The organism is Cupriavidus sp. 05L411 (assembly GCF_056398045.1).
Genome location: NZ_JBFTOQ010000032.1, coordinates 42,129 through 63,980, shown reverse-complemented (window position 1 = coordinate 63,980; position 21,852 = coordinate 42,129). Strand labels below are relative to the sequence as shown.

The following is a 21,852-nucleotide window of genomic DNA, read 5'->3' as shown; positions in this document are numbered from 1 at the left end:
GACGTGGATCTGGCGTGGATCCGACGTTGGTGTTACTTGGCGAACAGCGAAGCGATATTGGCAAAGGCCTTGAGCTCCAGCGCATTGCCCGACGGATCGAGGAAGAACATCGTGGCTTGCTCGCCTACCTCGCCCTTGAAGCGGATATGCGGCTCGATGATGAACGACAGGTTGGCGGCCTTGAGCTTGTCGGCAGCGACATGCCACTGATCCATCGGCAGCACCACGCCAAAGTGGCGCACCGGCACGGCATCGCCATCCACGGCGCTGGTGTGGCGGTGGCCCGCTTCTTCCGGCGCCAGGTGGGCCACGATCTGGTGGCCGTAGAAGTTGAAATCCACCCAGTCCGGCGCGCTGCGCCCTTCGGGGCAGCCCAGCAGGTCGCCGTAGAACTCGCGCGCGGCGGCGATGCTGTGGACAGGGAAGGCAAGGTGGAACGGGGCGAGGACGGGAGTGATTTCGCTCATGGCGCTTGGGGTCGATGTGTCGTGTGTGGGTCGGGTCTTGGTCCGCCGCCGGAAACGCCGGCCGGTGAACCAATGAGGAAGAGTCTAGGCATGGCAACCGATTAAAAAAAGCGATATATTTTTGACCTTAGCTACACGAAAATTGATGAAACGATCATGCTGCGCGAATTCAAGACCTTTATCGCCGTAGCCCGGCACGGCACCTTTGCCAGCGCGGGCGCGCGCATCGGGCTGACCCAGTCGGCTGTCAGCGCGCAGATCCACCGCCTCGAGCAAGAGCTTGGCTTCTCCCTGTTCGACCGCACGGGCCGCTCGGCGCGGCTGAACGCCGCCGGCCGGGAAACCCTGGCGCTGGCGGAGGAACTGATGGCGCTCTACGCGCGCATCGGCGAGCACGGCGGCGCCACGGAGCGCAGCGGCATGGTGCGGGTGGGGTCGATTGCCTCGGCCCAGGTGTCGTTCCTGATCGACGCAATGGCCGCCTTCCGCGCCGAGCTGCCCGGGTGCAGGATCCGCGTTGTGCCGGGCGTCTCCCTGAACCTGCTTGGCCAGGTGGATGCGGGCGAGATCGATATCGCGGTGATGATCCGGCCGCCCTTTGCGCTGCCGTCGGAGCTGGAGTGGCGCGCGCTGGTGATGGAGCCGTTCGTGCTGCTGGCGCCGGCCGCCATGGCAGGCCAGGCGTGGAGCGACGCGCTGGAATCCGCGCCCTTTATCCGCTATGACCGCAGCTCGTTCGGTGGCCGGCTGGTCGACCAGTTCCTGCGACAGTCGCGGCTGGCGGTACAGGACGCCATCGAGCTTGACGAGTTGCAGGGCATCGTGCAACTGGTGGCGCGCGGCCTTGGCGTGGCGCTGATTCCGCAAACGGCGGCGCAAGGCCCTTGGCCGCATGGCGTGACTGCCCTGCCGCTTGGCGACGATACCTTTCACCGCGAGATCGGCCTGGTGGAGCGGCCGCGCCATAGCCGTCAGCCGGTGGCAAGCCGGCTCGCCGAGTACATCAGCGAGGCGGCGTCGGGTTGCAAGGTGTAGGCCGGCGCACATCCCGCCAGCCCGCTGCTTGCACGACGTCGCCCCCCTCCAGCGCGCCCCGCGGCCGCCTGACACGCCAGGCGCAAGGTTGTCCCCTCGTCAGGGGGATATGGGTTGCACCCGCATCCCGGCGTAATCTCTGCTCATGATTGGCACGCTGAATCCACCCGACGCGGCATGAAAATGTCCCGCCGTGTCATGCAGGCTTGCCTTATAAAAACAGAGAGGTCTCAGGGAATGCATAACGATAGCGACGCAAAGTCGCGTAGCGCCAATGGGGTCAATGCGCGCAATGCTGGTGGATTCACTGCCAGATTCATCCGGCCGCAAGTGCGTGAGATGGTGATGGAGGTATCCGCGCGCCTGTGCGTCGTCCTGCTGCTGAGCCTGTTCGCCTATAGCGCCTACGCGCAGTGGCGCCTGGCGCCCGAACGCATCACCTTGCTGCTGCTTGTGGTTGCCACGGTGCTGACCGTGGGCTTGTCACTGTTCTCGCGCATCCCCGAAAAACGCGACATGCGCCCCTTGAGCTTTGTGATGTCGATTGGCGGCAGCTTCTATTATCTCGGGATCGAGCTCGACCCCGGCGTTCGCCTTGTCCCCGAGACAGTCGGCGCCACGCTGGAAATCACCGGCATCCTGTTCCAGCTATTCGCCAAGCTATCGCTGCGCGGCTCCTTCGGCATCCTGCCCGCCAATCGCGGCGTGGTGTCGCGCGGCGCGTACCGGCTCGTGCGCCACCCCATCTATCTCAGCTACCTGGTGACAGACCTTGGCTTCCTGCTGGCCAACTTCGGCTGGCGCAATGCACTGCTCTACGGCGGCCTTTATGCCTTGCAAACGGGCCGGATGTTCAGGGAAGAACAACTCCTGGGCCAGGATCCCGCCTATCGCGCGTATCAGGCCAATGTGCGATATCGCGTCATTCCTGGCGTGTTTTAAATGGCAGCAGGGATTACCCGGCTCGCCACCCTGGATTGGGAAAATTCTAATCTCAGATCCCGAAATATCTAAATACCCGAACACCGGAAAGCCAACGATGATCTTAGCCAAGGATCTGGGGGGATCGATTGCTCCCCGATTCCTGCAAAAGCCCGCCGATCGCGGACATCCGCCAGACCGGCAGGCCTCACCATCGAAGTGTTCAAGGAGACGCTAATGATTCCACGGCTAGTATCAACAGCCAGCCTGGCGCTGCTCGCATTTTTCGCCGCCGGCAGCGTCGGCGCGCAACAGCAGCCGATGAATGCAAAAGAAGCCAAGGCAAAATTCGCGGAAAAGTTCGCTGCTGCCGATACCAATCACGACGGCAAGCTGACGAAGGAGGAAGCGGAAGCGGGCATGCCCGAGGTCTACAAGAACTTCGACGCGATCGACGCCAGGAAGAAGGGCGAGATCACGCAGAAGCAGATTGGCGCGTACTGGGCGGCCAGGTCCAAACAGCGCGCTGCGGCGCAAAATCCGGGAAGCCTGAACTGAGCTGACGGCGCTGGCCCTCAAGGTAGGGTCAGGGCGAGTTCCCCGGCGTGCTGGCCAGAACCAGGCCAGTGCCGGGGAGCTTTAGTGCTTATTAGTGCTTATTTAATGCTTATTTAATGATGGACGGTCCCTGGCGATACTCCAGTCAGGTCAGGAGGTTGAAGGCGAACCCTAGCGCAATCGCGCCGCCTAGCGCTTCCACTGCCGCCAGCGCGAGAAGGTTTTTCAAAACGAATGCATCGTCCTGCTTGGTCACCATGGTGTTGTCTCCTGAAGTAGGAATCCACGGCTAGACATTTGTGGAAAGCACGGCAGTATCTGTTCCACACGCCAGCCACGTCTCAACTCGCTTTCAGTAGACCGCAACGCAGCGCCGGCGAAAAGCTGGCATAAACCCCTATTCAGGCCCGCGGGCTTTGGCCGCGTGCGCAGTCAACGCTCCAACCCAAGCCCCCTACTGCAACACGAAGCCCTGCTCCCGCACCGCTTGCGAATCCAGCCCGATCTGCACCTTGAATTCCCCCGGCTCGGCGGCGTATTCCAGTTTGGCGTTGAAGAACTTCAGCTTGTCCTCATCGAGGGCAAAACGCACCACGCGCTCCTCGCCTGCCTTGAGCATGAGTTTGTGGAAGTCCTTCAGCTCCTTCACCGGCCGCACCACGGAGGCGGCAACGTCCTGGATATAGAGCTGGACCACGGTTTCGCCATCGCGCTGCCCGGTGTTCTTCACCGTCACGCTCGCCTCGATGCGGCCACCGCGCGGCATCGTGGGGCTCGACAGCGTGATACCGGACACGTTGAAATCCGTATAGCTCAGTCCGTAGCCGAACGGGTACAGCGGACCGGACGTTTCCTCGAAGTATTGCGAGGTGTAGTTTGGCGGCTGGCCCGGCACGAACGGGCGCCCGATACGCAGCTGGTTGTAGTAGGTGGGGATCTGCCCGAGCGAGCGCGGGAAGGAAACGGGCAGCTTGCCCGAAGGGTTGTAGTCCCCGAACAGCACGTCGGCAATGGCATGACCGCCTTCGGTGCCGGCGTACCAGGTCTCGAGCACGGCATCGGCGTTGTCCTTCACCCAGTTGATGGTGAGCGGGCGGCCGTTCATCAGCACCACCACCATCGGCTTGCCGGTGGTCTTGAGCGCCTTGAGCAGCGTCTCCTGGCTGCCCGGCAGCGACAAGGTGGTACGACTCGAGGCTTCATGCGACATGCCGCGCGACTCGCCCACGGCTACCACGATCACGTCGGCGCCGCGCGCTGCCGCCACGGCTTCGGCAATCATGTCCCCCGGGGCACGCTTGTCCTGGACAATCTCGGGCTTGTCCCAGTTCATGAAGTTCAGGTACCCGACCACGCCAGCGTCGTCGGTCACGTTCGCGCCGCGGGCATAGACCACGCGGCCATTGCCGCCGAGCGCGTCGCGCACGCCTTGGAGCAGCGTCACCGTCTGCGCGGATTTGCCGGCAGCCGACCAGCTCCCCATGGTGTCGATGGGCGCATCGGCCAGCGGCCCAACGACCGCGACCGTGCCGGACTTCTTCAGCGGCAGCGTGCGCTCGCGGTTCTCGAGCAGCACCAGCGACTTGCGCGCGGCGGCGCGTGCGGCCTCCCGATGCAGTCGGCTCGGCGCGTCGACGTCCGCCGGGTCCTGCTCCGTGGCGCCGATGCGCTTGAAGGGTTCCTGGAACAGTCCCAGGTCGTACTTGGCGCCCAGTATCTCGCGCACCGCGTCGTCAATGACGCGCATGGGCACTTCGCCGGATTTCACCAGTTCGGGCAGGTGATCCCGGTAGGCGGAGTCGTGCATGCTCATGTCGACGCCGGCCATGATGGCGAGCTTGGCGGACTCGCGCGCATCCTTGGCCACGCCATGCTTGGTCAGCTCGTCGATGGCCCCGTGGTCGCTCACCGTGATGCCCTTGAAGCCCCAGCTCTTGCGCAGCAGGTCCCGCAACAGCCATGTGTTGGATGTGGCCGGCACGCCGTTGATCGAGTTCAGCGCGATCATGACGCCCCCGGCGCCAGCATCGACGCCGGCGCGGTACGGCGGCAGGTAATCCTGGTACATGCGCAGCGGGCTCATGTCGACCGTGTTGTAGTCGCGCCCGCCTTCCACCGCGCCGTACAGCGCGAAGTGCTTGACCACCGCCATCACGCTATCTGCGTTGGCCAGGGAGCTTCCCTGAAAACCCCTGACGCTGGCCTGCGCGCACAGCGAGACCAGGTACGGATCCTCGCCAAACCCTTCCGACGTGCGCCCCCAGCGCGGATCGCGCGAGATGTCGACCATCGGCGCGAAGGTCATGTCCAGGCCGTCCGCGCTGGCTTCGATGGCCGAGACGCGCGCGCTCTGCGCCACGGTTTCCATGTCCCAGCTCGATGCCAGGCCCAGGCTGATCGGGAAGATGGTGCGGTGCCCGTGGACCACGTCGTAGGCGAAGAAGATGGGGATCTTCAGGCGGCTGCGCTCCACCGCCGCCTGCTGCATCGGCCGGTTGTCCTTGCGCGTCACCGAGTTGAACGTGCCGCCTACCCGGCCCGCCGCGATCTCCTTGAGCAACTGGGGCTGGGGCATGTCCTCGCCGATGCTGATCAGGCGCAATTGCCCGATCTTCTCCTCCAGCGTCATCCGTCCTATGAGATCGGCGACGAAGGCATTCTTGTCGCCGGCGGCAGCCGGCGCGGTGCCGGCAAGAACCGGCGAACAAACCAGGCTGGCCGACAGGGCCAGCGCAGAGAGCATTCTCATCTGAGTGTGATCCAGGTGGCGCGACAAGGTAGCTGCCCCGCAGGTGGTGCGCGTTTCCTGCCTGGCAGGCACGCGAAGCGAAATACGCTATCGTTTATCTTTCTGCACTGCCAGCGCAGTTTACCGCCACTACACTATCTGCTGCCGCCGCATGTGACGCGGCAGCCTTGCTTAACCTGTTTTTCTGGAGAGATTCGTGGTTCTTGCCGTCATCGCCGCGTCGTTTCGTAACAAGATGCAAATCGCCTTGCCAACGCTGCTGGCCGCCGGGGCGCTGCTGGCGGCCAGCCAGGCCAGCGCGTTCTCCCTGGACGACGTAGTGCCCCGCGCCAAGACCCTGGCCGACAAGCCTTATGCCGCACCGGTCAGCAACCTGCCCCCGGTGTTCAGCCAGATGCAGTTTGCCGACTACGTCAAGATCCAGCCCCAGCGCGACAACCTGGAGTGGAAGGACCAGGGCACGCCGTTCCGCCTGGGCTTCTACCACCAGGGCATGCAGTTCGGCAGCCCGGTACGCATCAACGAGATCGTGGGCGGCGCGGTCCATGAGATCAGGTACGATCCCGCGCGCTTCGACTTCGGCGACCTGAAGCTGGACAAGTCCGCGACCGGCAAGCTCGGCTATGCCGGCTTCCGCGTGCTCTACCCGATCAACCGGGCCGACAAGCTCGACGAGATCATGAGCGTGCTGGGCGCCAGCTACTTCAGGGTCATCGGCAAGAACCAGGTCTATGGCCTGTCCAGCCGCGGCCTGGCCATCGATACCGGGCTGCCCGTCGCAGAGGAGTTTCCGGCCTTCCGCGAGTTCTGGATCGAGCGGCCGGATCCACAGGACAAGCACCTGGTGTTCTATGCACTGCTTGACTCCCAGCGCGCCACCGGCGCCTACCGCTTCGATCTCTACCCCGGCGAGGATGCGGTCCTCAAGGTGCAGGCGCGCATTTTCCTGCGCGGGCCCGTCGCCAAGCTCGGCGTGGCGCCGCTGACAAGCATGTTCCTGTTCGGGCCGAACCAGCAGCGCGACCAGTACAACTTCCGCCCGGCSCTGCAYGACTCSAACGGCCTYKCCATCCAYACCGGCRRCGGCGAATGGCTGTGGCGCCCGCTGAACAATCCGCGCAACCTCGCCATCAGCACCTTCCAGGTCACCAACCCCAAGGGCTTCGGCCTGCTCCAGCGGGGCCGCGAGTTTTCCTCGTATGAAGACCTGAAGGACCGTTATGACCTGCGGCCAAGCGCCTGGATCGAGCCCCAGGGCGACTGGGGCAAGGGCAAGGTCGAGCTGGTGGAAATCCCCACGCCCGACGAGACCAACGACAACATCGTCGCCTTCTGGACGCCGGACCAGTTGCCGCCCAAGGGCCAGCCCTTGAAGGCGGACTACACGATGCACTGGACCCTTGACGAGCGCGCCCTGATGGACAAGGACCTGGCCTCGGTCAAGCAGACGCTGCGCTCCGCGGGAGAAATCACGCAGGCCAACCKGATCCGCCACCTGGATGGCAGCACAGGCATCGTGGTCGACTTCGAAGGCCCCGTGCTGGCGAGCCTCCCCCCGGGCACGCAGGTGGGCGCGCAGGTCAGCGTGAGCAGCAACGCCGAGATCATCGACAGGGTGGTGGAACCCAATCCCGTCATCAAGGGCTGGCGGCTGAACCTGCGGATCAAGGTCAAGGATCCGAAGCAGGTGGTGGAAATGCGCGCGGCGCTGGTGTCCGGCGACAAGACGCTGAGCGAAACGTGGAGCTACCAGATGCCGCCGTATTCGGTCGGCGGCAAATAGTACGGGCAATACGAAATACGACCGCCTGTTGCGCCGTGCCGCCCCCCGTCTTGCGCCTGGCGTACCGGCTCAGGCGAGCGCGCCGCGGGTCGCCGGCATCACGGCCTGCACCGACGCGGCAAAGCGCTCGACGATGCGGTCGATATCCTGCGCCGTACAGATGAACGGCGGCGCAAAGAGCACGTGGTCGCCCCGCACGCCATCCACGGTGCCGCCCATCGGATAGATCAGCAGCCCGTTGTGCATGGCGGTGGACTTGAGCCGGGCATGCATCTTCAGGGCCGGGTCCAACGTTGCCTTGGTCTCGCGGTCAGCCACGAACTCCACGCCGACAAAGAGGCCGCGGCCGCGGATGTCGCCAACGTTGGGGTGGTCGCACAGCGTTTCGCGCAGCCGGGCGCGGAGTTGATCGCCGCGAGCCAGCACGTTCTCCAGCAGACGGTCCTCGGCGATGGTGCGCTGCACGGCCAGTGCCGCCGCGCAAGCCGTGGCATGCCCGATATACGTATGCCCATGCTGGAAGAAGCCGCTGCCGCCCACCACCGCGTCATAGATGCGGCTGCTCGAAATCATTGCGCCGATCGGCTGATAGCCCGCGGCCAGGCCCTTGGCGATCGTCACGATATCGGGCACCACGCCATCCTCCTCGCACGCGAACAGGTAGCCGGTGCGGCCCATGCCGGACATGATTTCGTCGAGGATCAGCAGCACGCCGTACTTGTCGCAGACGGCGCGAATGCGCCTGAGATAGTCCGCCACCGGCGGCACCGCGCCGGCGGTCGCGCCCACCACCGTCTCCGCCACGAACGCGGCGACGCTCTGCGGGCCAAGTTCGAGGATCTTGGCTTCGAGCTCGTCGGCCAGGCGCTGCGCGTACTGCGGGTCGGTCTCGCCCGCTTCCTGGTCGCGGTAGGCGTAGCACGGCGCCACATGGTGCGCCGGCACCAGCAGGGGCAGGAACGGCTCGCGGCGCCATGCATTGCCGCCGATGGCCAGCGCCCCCAGCGTGTTGCCGTGGTAGCTCTGGCGGCGCGCGATGAAGTGGCGGCGCTGCGTTTGCCCGATCTCCACGAAATACTGCCGCGCCAGCTTCAACGCAGCCTCGACCGCCTCCGAGCCGCCCGAGACAAAGTAGACGTGGTTCAGATCGCCGGGCGCCGCTTGCGCCAAGGCGCGGGCCAGTTCTTCCGACACTTCGGTGGTGAAGAACGACGTATGCGCGTAGGCGAGCGAATCGACCTGCTGCTTGATCGCCTCGATCACCCTGGGATGCCCGTGGCCCAGGCAGGACACCGCGGCCCCGCCCGAAGCGTCGATATAGTGCTTGCCATTGCTGTCGATGAGCTCGATGCCCTTGCCGGCGACTGCCACGGCAAGCGTCTGGCGGGGATTGCGGTGGAATACGTGGGTCATGATGTCTGGTGTGAGAACGAAATATCGTGTTAGGAACGCGGGCGGTGCGTGAGAACCTGGCCGGGAAATGCCGGGATAACGTGTGTGTCTTCCCACACGCGCTGGCCATTGACCCAGACGCCGTGGATGCCTTCGCTGAGGCGGATCGGATCCTCGAAGGTGGCGTTGTCCTGCACCCGTTGCGCATCGAACAGGACCAGGTCGGCGAACTGGCCGGCCCGGACCAGCCCGCGGTCCGTGAGTCCGTATTGCTCGGCGGCAAGCCCGGACATCTTGTGAACGGCTTGCTCAAGCGTCATCAGCCCGGACTCGCGCACCATCCGCGCAAGGATGCGCGGGAACGTGCCCCACTGGCGCGGATGGGGGCGTGGGTCGAACGGCAGCCCGTCCGAGCCAAAGATGGTCAGGGGAAAGCTGGCGATGCGCTCGACGTCCGCTTCATCCATGATGAAGTAGATGGCGGCGGCGGGCTTCAGCCGTTCCAGCAGGCCATGTTCATCCAGCCCCAGCGTCTGCATGAGTTCCTGAAAATCCCGGCCGCCCGCTTCCGGGTAGCCTTTGGACCAGGTGATCATGGTGCGCGTGGATTGCCGTACGCGGTCCAGCCGGAGCATGGTCGAGGTTGCGGGATAGGGATGGCAGTCCAGGCATAGCGGCTGCAGCCTGGAGGCTTTCTCCAGGATGCCCAGGGTCTCCACGGAGCGGCCGTGATTGTGTTTGCCTGCCACTTTGTGATGCGAGAAGACGATGCGGCAATCCAGCGCCCCGCCGATCCTGAGCGCCTCTTCGATCGAGGGCACGATATCGTCGGTCTCGTCGCGCAGGTGGGTGGAGTAGATGCCCCCGAATGCCCGCAGCGGCTCGCAGATCTGGATGATCTCCTGCTCCGTGGCGGCGGCGGCCGGCGGATAGAAGGTACCAGTGGATACGCCGAAGGCGCCTGCCTGCATGGCTTTTTCCACCTCCACGCGCATGGCGGCCACTTCCTGCGCATTGGCCTCGCGGCTCACGTCCGGCATGGCCTTGACGCGCAGCGTCGAGTGGCCGAGCAACGGCACCACGTTCACGTTGGCCGGCTTGGCGCGCATGGCATCCAGCCAGTCGGCGAACTCGGCGAACCGGAACAGTTCCGCCGGCCCCAGCAGGTCCAGTGGCTGCGGCGGATCGCCGATGACGAGCGGCGCCACGCTGATGCCGCAGTTGCCTGTCACCACCGTGGTGATGCCCTGCGAAACCTTGGGTTCCATCTCCGGATGCACCAGCAGGTAGCCGTCGTCGTGCGTGTGGGAATCGATGAAGCCCGGCGCCAGCACGCGGCCCGCCGCGTCGATCACTGCCCTGGCCCGCATGCCGGCCAGGTCGCCGACGGCAACGACGCGGCCGCCAGCGACGGCGACATCCGCGATCCGCCGCGGCGCGCCCGTGCCATCGACCAGCGTCGCGCGCCGAAACAGCAGATCTGCAATGCTGGCGGCCTCCATGGGTAATGCCGACATGACTTCTCTCCCCTGCTTACTGTGGTTCGATTCCCGCTTGTTTGACAACCTACGCCCACCTTCCGGCCTCCAGGCCTCCCGGGCCGCAAAGCTGGACCACGCCTGTGCGCCTGGGGCCGCGAACTTCGCCCTGAAGGCGGGACCGGCCAAAGAAGCGCTGCCGGCACCGGTGAAGTATAAGAAAGCGCGCCCGGTTATGCAACATTTGTTTCTTTACAAAGAAACTAGATTCACTCGATTCACTCTGCGGCGCGCTACGCCGGAGGCACGTCCCGTGCGTCGGGTGACCAGTTGTGCAACAATCGTTGCATCCGCCAATCAGGACACCCCCCATGCCTACCGAAGTCTCCGTGCCGCCGCAGAGCCTGGATGAACTGCTCGTTCATCTCCGGGAGAACTTCGCCACGCTCAGTACGCAGTTCCAGGGCGGGGCGCGCTACCTGCTCGATCATCCGCAGGAGATTCCCATCCTTTCCATGCGCAAGATTGCCGCGAATGCAGGTGTCCAGCCGGCCACCCTGGTGCGCCTGGCGCAGTTCCTTGGCTTCGAGGGCTGGCAGGGCCTGCGCGAGCTCTTTGTCGAGTCGATCCGTGGCGGCCCGCAGCCCTACGCCAAGCGTGCCAAGAAGCTGGTACGCGAGAGCGGGTCAAGCCGGATGCTTACGGAAATGCTCGACGCCCAGCACCGCAACCTGGACCTGACCGGGGCCAATAATGCCGAGTCGATGCCGCAGGCTGCCGACCTGCTCAGCGCCGCGCCCAATGTGTATGTGGCGGGCTTTCGCTCGTGCTACCCCATCGCGTTCACCCTGCACTACGTGTATCGGCTGTTTCGCCCAACGGTGCACCTGATCCGTGGCGATGCGGGCACGCTCGAAATGGAGCTGCGTGCCCTGACGGCCAAGGATGCCGTGGTGGTCGTGAGCTTTGCGCCCTACTCGCAGGAGAGCATCCGCGTGGCCGATGCCGCGCGCGAGGCCGGCTGCCGCGTGGTGGCCCTGACCGACAGCACTGTGGCGCCGATTGCCTTGCATGCCGATTGCACGCTGCTGTTCTCCATCGACAGCCCGTCGTTCTTTCCCTCCATCACGGCCGGCGTGGCGGTGGCGGAAGCCCTGGTCGAGCAGTTGCTTGCCAAGAAGGGCAAGGGCGCGATCAAGGCGCTCGAACTCGCCGAAGGCCAGTTGCACCAGACCGGCGCCTATGTCCCGGCCAGGCGGGGCTAGCTGGCCAGGCATGCGGCTAGGCGAGCTGGCCGCAGCCGGCCCGCGCATTGCGGCAAAGCCCTTGCGCTTCCAGAAACAACGCCACGTCCAGGCACCTTGCTTCCTGCCACGGCGGCGCGATTAGCTGTACGCCGAGGGGCAGGCCGGCCACGGCGCAAGGCGCGGCGACCACGGGCAGCCCTGCCAGCGAGACAGGGCGAGTCAGGTGGCCGGCATCTGCGCGCGGCACGTAGGCCCGCTTGCCGCCAGCGATCTGCTCCGCCCCGATCAGGGGTGCGGCGTACGGCGTGGTGCACGCCAGCAGCAGGTCAACCTCGTCGAACAGTGCCTCCAGCTTTTGGCGCCACACAACCTGGTAGGCCTTGGCCAACCGGTACCAGTCCTCGGGGATGGACAGGCCGGCCAGCATGCGCCGGCGCACAAAGGCGCTATAGCCAGGATGGCGCTCGGCGAATCCGCGCTGAACATGGTTGCGCCCGACTTCGAACGCGGAAATGATCGACGCGGCGTCGCGCGCAAGATCGGCTTCGGGTAAATCGATCTTCCGTACAGCATCAAACGCCGAGGCAACGCGCAGCACGGCGTCCTGGGCCTCGTCCTGCGCAAAATCGCCAAAGCCGGCTTGCAGAACCCCCACGCGCAGGCCAGCCATCGACACGCCGGCAGGCCGCACCGGCTCGCCGGGTTCGGGTTCGGCTGCGGACCCCAGCATCGCGCGGTACGCCAATGCCAGCCCGGTTGCATCCGACGCCATCGGACCCACGGCGTCCAGGCTCTCGGCATACGGAAAGCACCCTTGCGCCGAAATGCGGCCCGTGGTCGGCCGCAGGCCCCAGATGCCGCAGAACGACGCCGGCGCGCGAATGGATCCGTTGGTATCGGACCCGATGCCAATCGGTGCGATCCCGGCTGCAATCGCCGCGGCGGTGCCCGCCGACGATCCGCCCGCGATCCTGGACGGATCCAGCGGATTGCGCACCGGTCCGCCGATCACGTTCTCGCCGGTAGCGCCGCAGGCATACTCGTCCATCTGAGTCAGCGCCACCGGGATCGCGCCGGCCGCCATCAACGCCTGCACCACGGCGGCGCTGCGGGTGGCGGGCGGCTCGTTCGCCCGCGCATGGGCGCCGGCAAGCGTCGCGTGGCCTGCCACGTCCAGCAGGTTCTTGACGACAAAAGGCACGCCAGCCAGGGGAAGCGGGGCCCCGCCGGCGAGGCGGGCCGTGTCACAGGCGGCTGCGCCGACAATGGCCTCCCGCGCCAGCAGCCGGGAGACACAGTTCAGCGACGCCACCTGCGCCGCCCTGGCAAGGCTGGCCCGAACCACGTCTTGCGCGGTATGACTCCCGCCGCGGAGCTGCGCCGCGATGCCAGTGACGGACTGCAAATCAACCGCCATCGCCGCCCCCCACCCTGCTCCGCGCCTGCCCGCTTGCCAAGGCATTGGCAAGCCCCTGCGCCATGCCCTCCATGCCCTGCACCAGCGCCACGACAGCCTCGATATCCTCCGCCGAAACCGGCGGCCGGACTTTGCCGATGACCATACCCACGGCAGCCAGCAGTTCCGCCTGCGTCATGCGTTGCGTCGCCATCTCACACCTGCCGGTCGGACATGAGTTCGCGCGGAATGGCGAGGATCAGCACCGCGGCAATCAGCATCATGGCGGCCAGTGCCAGCACCCCCAGCGAGATGCTGCCGGTGGACTGCTTGATGCCACCCATGAGCACGGGGCCGATCAAGCCAGCAAGGCTGGCGGCACTGTTGATCATGGCGATGCCGCCAGCGGCGGCCGTACCGGCCAGCACGCGGCCCGGCAGGCCCCAGAACATCGCCAGCGTCGCCATCAGGCCGGAGATGCCGATGGTCAGGAACACCATGGCCATGACGGTATTGTGCGCAAACAGCGTGCTGGCCCACATGGCGGCGGCCGCGACAAAGAGCGGGACGGCGGCATGCAGGCGCCGCTCGCCCACGCGCTGCGCATGCGCCGCGTTGCGGTTCATCACCACGCAGGCAACGCCATACGGGATTGCCGTCAGCAAGGCAATCTCGAGGGGCGACTGCATGCCCGTGGACTGGATGATGGTCGGGAGCCAGAACACCAGGCCATAGTTGCCGATATTGAACAGCAGGCAAATGCCCATCAGCATCCACAGCACCGGGGACTTGAGCGCGGCCACGAAGCTCGTGTTCTTGCGGGCGTTTTCCGTGGATAGCGTGGTGGTGATCGCCGCCGCTTCCGCCTTGGTCAGCCAGGGCGCGGCCTGAGGCGACTCCGGCAGCATCTTGAGCACGAGCAGGCCCAGCACGATCGCCGGCAACGCTTCGATCAGGAACATCCACTGCCAGCCCTGCAAGCCATGCAGGTCGTGCGTGCCGGACATCAGCGCGCCAGAAATCGGCCCGCCCAGCACCATCCCCAGCGGCATCGCCAGGAACAGGATCGACATGATCTTCGACTGCCGGGCCGCCGGATACCATTTGTTCAGATACATGACCGCGGCAGGGAAGAAGCCGGCTTCTGTCACGCCCAGCATGAAGCGTGCGAAGTAGAACTCCGCTGGCGTGCTCACCAGCATGGTCGCGGCGGAAACCAGCCCCCACACGATCATGATGGCGGCCATGCTCTTGCGCATGCCCAGCCGGTAGATCAGCAGGCTGCTGGGCACCTGGCAGAGCATGTAGCCCCAGAAGAAGATACCGGCCCCGACGCCGTACACCACGTCGCTCAGCCCCAGCGCCTGCTGCATCTGCAGCTTGGCAAAGCCAACATTCACCCGGTCCAGGTAGCTGAAGAAATAGCAAAGGACGATGAACGGCACGATGCGCCTGGTCACCTTGGCGAAGGCGGCGGCGTCCAGCCCGCTCTCAACGCGGGGCGCTTGCCCCGCGTCACCCAGGGTGGCGGGGTTCTTGACAACGGTCATGCTGGTCTCCTCCTGGTACGGGATTACTCAAACGCTTCGTCGTTGGGCTGGTCGTAAGCTTTCTTGACCGCGGCGCTCATCGGGAACTCGAAATTGATGTTCTTTGGCGGCACCGGCTTGCTGAACCATTTGTCGTACAGGCCCTTGATCTCGCCGCTCTTCATCAGGCCGGTGATCACGCCGTCAACCAGCTTCTTGAACTCGGGATCGTCCTTGCGCATCATGAAGCCGTAAGCCTCGAACGATTGGGGCGTGCCAACCACTTCCCATTCCGCCGGGTTCGGCGCCAGCGTTTTCGCGCCCGACAGCAGCACGTCGTCCATCATGAAGGCCCAGACGCGGCCCGATTGCAGGATCAGGAATGACTCGCCGTAGTCCTTGGCGCTCTGGATCGTGATGTTGGCCTTCTTGTCGTCGTTGAGCTTGCGCAGGATCCGCTCGGACGTGGTGCCCGCGTTGGTGACCACGGCCTTGCCGCTAAGGTCCGTGAAGTCGTGGACCGGGCCGCCCTTCTTGACCAGCAGGCGCGTGCCGGCAACAAAGAAGGTGGTGGAGAACGCCACCTGCTGCTGGCGCGCTTTCAGGTTGGTGGTGACCCCGCACTCCAGGTCAACCGTGCCGTTCTGGACCAGGGATATGCGGTTCTGCGACGTGACCGGCACCATGCGCACGTCAAGCTTGGCCAACCCCGCCTGCTTCTTGACCTCGGCCACCACCTTGTCGCAGATGTCCTGCGAGTAGCCGATCACCTTCTGGTTGCTGTCGTAGTAGGAAAACGGGATCGAGGTGGTGCGATGCCCGATCGTGATCGTTCCCGACTCCTTGATCCGGGCCAGCGTGGGGCTGGCAGCCACATCCGAGGCCTGGACCGCCCCCATGCCAAGCATCGCTCCCAGCATTGCCAATCCGAGGCAGGTGGCTTTCACAGCTTTCATTTATCGCTCCTTGTTTAGCAGACATGCGACGGGCCATCGCGTTTGAATACTATTCACTGAGCAACAACTGTTCCATCATGGATAACCATGAAACATATGTATTTTTTACGGGAAAAATGAAGTAACAGACGCATCGCGCGCCAAATAAGGCGATACAAATGGTGCATGACCGGCCTCGTTTTGAGGCATGGCGGGACCAGCAGGCCTGCGCAAGCAGGCGTAGCATGTCGCGCTCGCCTCTCAGCTTTTGATTCCGCCTCATGCGTTCCATGCGATCCCTGCCGCCTCTCGTCACCCTGCGCGCGTTCGAAGCCGCCGCCAGGCGCCTGAGCTTCAGCCTGGCGGGGCAAGAGCTTTTTGTGTCACAAAGCGCCATCAGCCACCATATCCAGCGCCTGGAGAACGACCTGGGCGTGACGCTGTTCGAGCGGCGTGCCCGCGCGGTTGCGCTGACGCCCGCGGGGCAGGCGTATTACGCCAAGGTGCACGCGGCGTTCGAACTGCTGCGCGACGGCACCGAGCAGGTACGGGCGCCCAGCACGGCGCGCACGACGCTGACCGTGGGGTTGCTGGCGTCGTTTGGCACGCGCTGGCTGGCGCCGCGCTTGCAGGCGTTCTCGCTGGCGCATCCCGGCATCGACCTGCAATTGCGGCCCGATATCGGCCTGGCGGATGTGGCCGGCGGCGAGGTCGACGTGGCGATCCGCTACGGGCGCGGCGCCTGGCCGGGCGTGCAGGCGCAGCAACTCATGCCGGAGCGCCTGTCGGTGGTCTGCGTGCCCGGCCTGATTGCCGGGCCGGACCGGCCCGCCAAGCCACACGACCTGCTGCGCTTTGCGTTTTTATCGTCGCATGCCCGGCAGCCGTTCGAGTGGGACGCCTGGTCACGCCGCTTTGGCCTGGACCTGAGCCAGGCGCAGACCGTGCATCTGCACGACTACAACATCGTGGTGGAAGCGGCGCTCGCCGGCCAGGGCATCGCCATGGGCCGCCACCGCCTGATCGCCCAGCAACTGGCCAGCGGCGCGCTGGTGCAGGCCCTGCCCGACGCGGTACTGGATGATCCCGGCATCGGCTGGTGGCTGGTCGCGCCGCGCGGCGCGCTGGGCGAGGCCGCGTCGGCATTCCGTGGCTGGCTGATGGCGGTGGCCGCCGAGGATGCGCTGGACCGCGCCTGACGCCGCGTGGCACCGCGTGGTGTCAAGTGATCACCCACGGATTAGTTTTGTTCATGTGTGGCGGGGCAAGAATTGATTGGTTTCCCGGCCACCAAGCCGATAGGATGGGCCTTCCCAATCCCTTTCCCGCGCAACCCACATGACCCTCTCCCTCTCCGCCCGCGTGGCCGAACTCGGTCTGACCCTCGAGGCCGCGGCCGCGCCCGCTGCCAACTACGTATCGTTCGTGCAGGACGGCAACCAGCTCTATATCTCCGGCCAGATCTCCCGCGAAAATGGCCAGGCCGCGTACCTGGGCCGCCTGGGCGACAATATTTCGGACGAAGACGGCGTGCGCGCGGCGCGGCTGTCGGCGCTCGGCATCCTGTCGCAGATCGCCGCCGCCACGGGTGACCGGCTCGACCGGGTGGCCCGTGTGGTGCGGCTGGGCGTGTTCGTGGCTTGTACGCCGGACTTCAATCGCCAGAGCGCCATCGCCAACGGTGCGTCGGACCTGATGGTGCAGGTCTTTGGCGATGCAGGCCGCCATGCGCGCAGCGCCGTGGGCGTGGCCGCGCTGCCTGCCGGCGTTGCCGTGGAAGTCGAAGCAGTCATCTCGCTGACCTCGCCCTGAACCGGACACGCATCCCAGGAACCCCCATGCCAGCCCCCCTCACCGCTGCTCCCCTTTCCGCTGCCGCCGTCGACGCCCTGCGCGCCCTTACCCCGGGTGCGCGAGGCACCACGCACTTCAACCACGGCGGCGCCTCCCTGCCGTCAGCGGCCACGCTCGAGGCGATCTACAGCCACCTGCAGCGCGAGGCCACGCTGGGACCGATGGAAGCCGGCGTCGCGGCGCGCGAACAAACGGAACGCGCGCGTACCCTCGCCGCGCAACTGCTCAACGCCCAGCCGGCGGAGATCGCGCTGACCACGGGCAATTCGCCCGGCTGGGGCGCCGCGTTCGCCGCCCTGGGAGCCTGGCAACCCGGCGACCGGATCCTGGTCGGGCGCCACGAATGGGGCGGCAACCTGGCCACCATGCGCCTGACTGCGCAGCGCGCGGGCGCGTCGATCGAAGCCATTGCGTCCGACGACAGCGGCGCGGTGGATCCCGAGGCGCTGGAGGCCATGCTGGACGACCGCGTGCGCCTGATTGCGCTGACCTGGCTGCCGGCCAACGGCGGGCTGATCAACCCGGCAGCGGCCATCGGAAAGGTAGCGCGGCGCCACGGCGTCCCCTACTTCATCGACGCCGCGCAGGCGGTGGGGCAATTGCCGATCGACGTAGCCCAGTTGGGCTGCGACGTGCTCAGCGGCGCAGGGCGCAAGGCACTGCGCGGCCCAAGGGGCACCGGCCTGCTCTACGTGCGGCAAGATTTCCTGCCCCGGCTCACGCCGGCATTCGTCGACACGTACTCCGCGCCGCTGGACGCGGACGGCGAGCCGGTGCTGCGGGCCGGCGCGGCCCGCTTCGAATCGGCGGAAGCATCGATGGCGCTGCGCTGCGGCCTGGCCAACGCCTTGCAGGAAGCGCTGGAGATCGGCCTTGAGAACATCCGTGCGCGGATCGATGCCACCGCGCAGGCGCTGCGTGCGCAACTGGCCGGCATACCCGGAGTGACGGTGCTGGACCAGGGCCACGAGCGCTCCGGACTGGTGGCGTTCAACCTGGCCGGCCAGGACCCGATGTCGGTGCAGCGCAGCCTGGCGGCGCAGGGCGTGGTGATCGGCAGCAACGGCGTCGCCTATACGCCCCTGGATATGCACGCCCGCGGACTCAGCCAGATCGCCCGCGCCTCGGTCAGCTACTTGACCACCGAGGCGGAGATCGGGAGGTTGCTGGAGGGCTTGCGGGCGCTGGTGCGTTAGGGCGCCGGACCGGGCTTCTCATCGTGATGCGCATCGTGCATCGTCGAGGCCAGTCATGCTAGCCAACTTGGGCGAACGTCCAATTCCTGGGGAGGCGGCGGGGCAGATGCCTCATGTGGCGCTTGATGGCGCGACGGGCTAGGATACAGAGACTGCGGGACGGTGAGGCTGATGCATCGCAGCATTCGCACCCGACGTCTTCGCATCTCTTACCCTATGCCAGACAAGCCCCTGTCTCCGCCAGGAACGCTGACGCGCAACCGCCTCGTCAGGCGCATCGCGATTGTCGTGGCGATACTCGCAGGCCTCGTTGGCACAAGCTGGTACGCAACCCGAGCCAAGCCGGTAGCGGTACTGACGGCCAAGGTCGAGCAGGGGCGCGTCGAGGCCACTGTCGCCAACACACGGGCGGGCTCGGTCTCAGCCTGCCGGCGGGCGAAGCTGGCGCCTCCGGCGGCCGGACGCATCGAGGTGCTGAATATCCACAAGGGCGATCGCGTGAAGGCTGGCCAGGTACTTCTCGTCCTGTGGAACGAAGACCTGGTCGCGCGCGAACAACTCTCGCAACACCAGTTGCTGACAGCCACCGCGCACGTGCGCGAAGTGTGCGAACTAGCCAAGGTGGCGGCAAGCGACGCCAGGCGCTCGCGGGAACTGGTGGCGAAAGGCTTCGTCTCGCCCCAGGCGGTGGAGCGGACCGATGCCGACGCCGACTCCAGGCGTGCCGCGTGCGAATCCGCGAAGGCGCAGGTGAAGGAGGCCGGGGCGCGTATCGCCGCCTCGCGCGCGGATACTGCGCGCACGGTGCTGAAAGCGCCCTTCGACGGCGTGGTGGCCGAAGTCAACGGCGAGATTGGCGAGTACCTGACGCCCTCGCCGCCCGGCATCCCGACGCTGCCTGCCGTGGACCTGATCGATGACTCGTGCCTCTATGTATCCGCGCCGATCGACGAGATCGACGCGGCTCGCCTGCAGGTAGGCATGCCGGCGCGGGTCACCCTGGACGCCTATCGCGGCAGGCATTTCGAGGGCAGGTTGCGGCGCGTCGCGCCCTACGTCCTGGCGCTGGAGAAGCAGGCCCGCACCGTTGAGGTCGAGGTCCAGTTCGACAGTCCCGACCTAGTCCGCCATCTCCTGGTGGGCTATAGCGCCGATGTGGAAATCGTGACCGATGCCCGCGACCAGGCGCTGCGCATCCCTACCACGGCGCTGGCATCCGGCAACCGCGTGCTGGTGCTGACCCCCGCCGGCAGGCTGGAAGCGCGCACGATCGGCACCGGGATTGCCAACGCGGAGTTCACCGAGGTGACCGCCGGGCTCAGGCGCGGCGAGCGCGTCGTCACCTCACCGGAACGGATTGGTCTCCAGGCGGGCATCGCCGCTGTCGAGGAAGAACCGGCTACAGCGGAGATGCAAGCAAAATGATCCGGCTCGACGGCATCGGGCGGACGTTCGTGCTGGGCGGCGAGGCTGTGCACGCGCTTCATGGCATCGACCTGGCGGTTGCTCAGGGAGAGTACCTTTCCATCATGGGCCCATCGGGCTCCGGCAAGTCCACCTTGCTCAATATCCTGGGCCTGCTGGACCGCGCCGACACCGGGGCTTACCAGTTGGGCGGCCGCGACGTCACCGCTCTCCCGGACGACGAACTGGCGCGCCTGCGGCGTGAGAAGATCGGCTTTGTATTCCAGTTCTTTCACCTGGTGCCGCGCCTCACCGCCGCCGCGAACATCGAGCTGCCGATGGTGCTCGCAGGGATGGACCCGGCCGAACGCCGGCGCCGCGTGGAGGCGCTGCTAGGCGAGTACGGCCTGCAAGACCGCGCCCGGCACCGGCCCGACGAGCTCTCGGGCGGGCAGTGCCAGCGGGTTGCCATCGCCCGTGCCATGGCCATGCGCCCGGCGATGATTCTCGCCGATGAGCCCACCGGCAACCTGGACCGGCATACCGGCCAGGAAGTCATGGCCGTGCTGGAAGGCCTGCATGCACAGGGGGCAACGCTGATCGTGGTCACGCACGACCCGGAAATCGGCGCCCGCTCCCGGCGCAGGCTGCGCATGGTGGACGGCGGCATTGCCGGTGACGAGGCGCGGCAGGATAGCCATGCGGCTCACTGACGTTCTCGACTTCACCTGGCAGGTACTGCGCGGCTACCGCTCACGCAGCCTGCTGATCCTGCTCGCGATGGGAATCGGCGTTGCCGCCGTGGTGGCGGTGAGCGCGCTCGGCGAGGGGGCAAGGCTATATGTGGTGAACCAGTTCGGCGCACTTGGCACCAACCTCGTTATCGTGCTGCCCGGGCGCAGCGAAACAGCCGGCGCAGCGCCAGGGATCGTGCTGGGCGCAACCACGCGCGACCTGACGCTGGACGATGCGCTCGCACTCAGGCGCAGTCCCGCCGTCGCGCGCATCGCGCCGCTCATTGTCGGGAATGCGGATCTGCATGTCGGCGCGCGGCGACGCGAAGCGCCGGTGCTGGGGTCCACCGCCGAATTGCTGGCGGTGCGCCATATGGCGCTGGCCCAGGGCAGCTTCCTGCCCGAGGGCGATCCGCACCATGGCCAGCCCGTGTGCGTGATCGGCACCAGGGTGGCGATGGAGCTGTTCGGCACGCGCCAGGCGCTGGGTGAGTGGCTGCGCATCGGAGATCGGCGCTTTCGCGTGATCGGGCTGCTGGCCGGCCAGGGTGAATCGCTGGGCTTCAACACGGACGAGCTGGTCATCGTTCCCCTGTCCGCGGCCCAGGCGCTGTTCAACACCGACTCGCTGTTCCGCATCCTGATCGAGGCCAAGACCCGCGAGCAGATCCAGGGCGCCAAGGCCGACGCCGAGGAGATCATTCGCCAGCGCCACGAAGGCAAGCGCGACGTGACCGTCATCACACAGGACGCGGTACTCGCCACGTTCGACCGCATCCTGCGCGCGCTCACGCTGGCGGTGGGCGGCATCGCGGCCATCAGTCTTGCCGTGGCCGGCATCCTCATCATGAACGTCATGCTGATTGCCGTGACCCAGCGGCAGCGCGAAATCGGGTTGCTCAAGGCGCTCGGCGCCACCGCCGGCCACATCCGGCTGCTCTTTCTCACTGAAGCCGTACTGCTGGCGCTCGGTGGCGTGGCCGCGGGCCTGGCTGTGGGCGAAGCCGCGTGCAGGCTTGCCGTACAGCTCTATCCGGCGATTCCCTTCACGCCGCCTTGGTGGGCCTTGCTGGGGGCGCCGGTCATCGCCGTCGTGACCGCCATCGCCTTCACCGTGGCACCGGCCCAACGCGCGGCAAAGCTGGATCCGGTGCTGGCCCTGTCGGGACGGTGA

Annotated in this window: 19 protein-coding genes; 11 read left to right on the top strand and 8 right to left on the bottom strand. The window is 66.1% G+C overall.

Features of this window, described 5'->3' with window-relative positions; all coding sequences use genetic code 11:
- Positions 1-32: 32 nt before the first annotated feature.
- Positions 33-467, bottom strand: a complete 435-nt coding sequence (locus tag AC1DQR_RS29300) for a VOC family protein (RefSeq protein ID WP_253930999.1) — start codon at positions 465-467, stop codon at positions 33-35.
- A gap of 156 nt (positions 468-623) precedes the next feature.
- Here AC1DQR_RS29300 and AC1DQR_RS29295 point away from each other — a divergent pair, with 156 nt between their 5' ends.
- The 3 genes from AC1DQR_RS29295 (at position 624) to AC1DQR_RS29285 (ending at position 2,981) form a co-directional block, all read left to right on the top strand.
- Positions 624-1,502: a LysR family transcriptional regulator gene (locus AC1DQR_RS29295; RefSeq protein WP_477134250.1), complete on the top strand. Its 879-nt coding sequence runs from the start codon at positions 624-626 to the stop codon at positions 1,500-1,502.
- Between the two features lie 237 nt (positions 1,503-1,739).
- On the top strand, positions 1,740-2,444 hold the full coding sequence (locus AC1DQR_RS29290; protein ID WP_416052133.1) for a methyltransferase family protein: 705 nt from the start codon (positions 1,740-1,742) through the stop codon (positions 2,442-2,444).
- 216 nt (positions 2,445-2,660) lie between these two features.
- Entirely contained in the window at positions 2,661-2,981 is a 321-nt protein-coding gene (locus tag AC1DQR_RS29285; protein WP_416053236.1) for an EF-hand domain-containing protein, read from the top strand.
- 454 nt (positions 2,982-3,435) lie between these two features.
- Here the strand turns inward: AC1DQR_RS29285 and bglX are convergent, their stop codons facing one another.
- Positions 3,436-5,724, bottom strand: coding sequence for a beta-glucosidase BglX (gene bglX / locus AC1DQR_RS29280; RefSeq protein WP_416053235.1), 2,289 nt, complete (start codon positions 5,722-5,724; stop codon positions 3,436-3,438).
- Positions 5,725-5,965: 241 nt separating this feature from the next.
- Here bglX and AC1DQR_RS29275 point away from each other — a divergent pair, with 241 nt between their 5' ends.
- Entirely contained in the window at positions 5,966-7,513 is a 1,548-nt protein-coding gene (locus tag AC1DQR_RS29275; protein ID WP_477134253.1) for a glucan biosynthesis protein G, read from the top strand.
- Positions 7,514-7,582: 69 nt separating this feature from the next.
- Here the strand turns inward: AC1DQR_RS29275 and AC1DQR_RS29270 are convergent, their stop codons facing one another.
- Together AC1DQR_RS29270 and AC1DQR_RS29265 are read right to left on the bottom strand one after the other, a co-directional pair.
- Positions 7,583-8,926, bottom strand: coding sequence for an aspartate aminotransferase family protein (locus AC1DQR_RS29270; protein WP_416052132.1), 1,344 nt, complete (start codon positions 8,924-8,926; stop codon positions 7,583-7,585).
- Positions 8,927-8,955: 29 nt separating this feature from the next.
- On the bottom strand, positions 8,956-10,422 hold the full coding sequence (locus AC1DQR_RS29265) for an N-acyl-D-amino-acid deacylase family protein (RefSeq protein WP_477134249.1): 1,467 nt from the start codon (positions 10,420-10,422) through the stop codon (positions 8,956-8,958).
- Between the two features lie 332 nt (positions 10,423-10,754).
- Between AC1DQR_RS29265 and AC1DQR_RS29260 the strand changes: the two genes are divergently transcribed.
- A complete protein-coding gene (locus AC1DQR_RS29260; RefSeq protein WP_416052130.1) occupies positions 10,755-11,648 on the top strand; it encodes a MurR/RpiR family transcriptional regulator in 894 nt (297 codons plus the stop codon).
- Between the two features lie 16 nt (positions 11,649-11,664).
- Here the strand turns inward: AC1DQR_RS29260 and AC1DQR_RS29255 are convergent, their stop codons facing one another.
- Genes AC1DQR_RS29255 through AC1DQR_RS29240 form a run of 4 tightly spaced genes read right to left on the bottom strand, consistent with a single transcriptional unit; the run spans position 11,665 to position 15,475 of the window.
- On the bottom strand, positions 11,665-13,047 hold the full coding sequence (locus AC1DQR_RS29255) for an AtzE family amidohydrolase (RefSeq protein WP_477134248.1): 1,383 nt from the start codon (positions 13,045-13,047) through the stop codon (positions 11,665-11,667).
- Entirely contained in the window at positions 13,037-13,240 is a 204-nt protein-coding gene (locus AC1DQR_RS29250; protein WP_477134247.1) for a hypothetical protein, read from the bottom strand. The genes AC1DQR_RS29255 and AC1DQR_RS29250 overlap by 11 nt, the downstream gene beginning before the upstream one ends.
- A gap of 1 nt (position 13,241) precedes the next feature.
- The gene (locus AC1DQR_RS29245) at positions 13,242-14,576 is read right to left on the bottom strand and encodes an MFS transporter (RefSeq protein ID WP_150986176.1); all 1,335 of its coding nucleotides are present in this window, start codon (positions 14,574-14,576) and stop codon (positions 13,242-13,244) included.
- 23 nt (positions 14,577-14,599) lie between these two features.
- Positions 14,600-15,475, bottom strand: coding sequence for a glutamate/aspartate ABC transporter substrate-binding protein (locus tag AC1DQR_RS29240; RefSeq protein ID WP_416053233.1), 876 nt, complete (start codon positions 15,473-15,475; stop codon positions 14,600-14,602).
- Between the two features lie 296 nt (positions 15,476-15,771).
- Here AC1DQR_RS29240 and AC1DQR_RS29235 point away from each other — a divergent pair, with 296 nt between their 5' ends.
- From AC1DQR_RS29235 to AC1DQR_RS29210, 6 genes are all read left to right on the top strand, one after another.
- Complete coding sequence (locus AC1DQR_RS29235) at positions 15,772-16,689, top strand: LysR substrate-binding domain-containing protein (protein WP_477134246.1); 918 nt, start codon at positions 15,772-15,774, stop codon at positions 16,687-16,689.
- Positions 16,690-16,828: 139 nt separating this feature from the next.
- The gene (locus AC1DQR_RS29230; RefSeq protein ID WP_416052126.1) at positions 16,829-17,302 is read left to right on the top strand and encodes a RidA family protein; all 474 of its coding nucleotides are present in this window, start codon (positions 16,829-16,831) and stop codon (positions 17,300-17,302) included.
- Between the two features lie 26 nt (positions 17,303-17,328).
- The gene (locus tag AC1DQR_RS29225) at positions 17,329-18,540 is read left to right on the top strand and encodes an aminotransferase class V-fold PLP-dependent enzyme (protein WP_416052125.1); all 1,212 of its coding nucleotides are present in this window, start codon (positions 17,329-17,331) and stop codon (positions 18,538-18,540) included.
- Positions 18,541-18,756: 216 nt separating this feature from the next.
- Positions 18,757-19,965: an efflux RND transporter periplasmic adaptor subunit gene (locus AC1DQR_RS29220; protein ID WP_416052124.1), complete on the top strand. Its 1,209-nt coding sequence runs from the start codon at positions 18,757-18,759 to the stop codon at positions 19,963-19,965.
- Positions 19,962-20,657: an ABC transporter ATP-binding protein gene (locus tag AC1DQR_RS29215; protein WP_416052123.1), complete on the top strand. Its 696-nt coding sequence runs from the start codon at positions 19,962-19,964 to the stop codon at positions 20,655-20,657. The genes AC1DQR_RS29220 and AC1DQR_RS29215 overlap by 4 nt, the downstream gene beginning before the upstream one ends.
- A complete protein-coding gene (locus AC1DQR_RS29210; protein ID WP_416052122.1) occupies positions 20,644-21,852 on the top strand; it encodes an ABC transporter permease in 1,209 nt (402 codons plus the stop codon). Before AC1DQR_RS29215 ends, AC1DQR_RS29210 begins: the two co-directional genes overlap by 14 nt.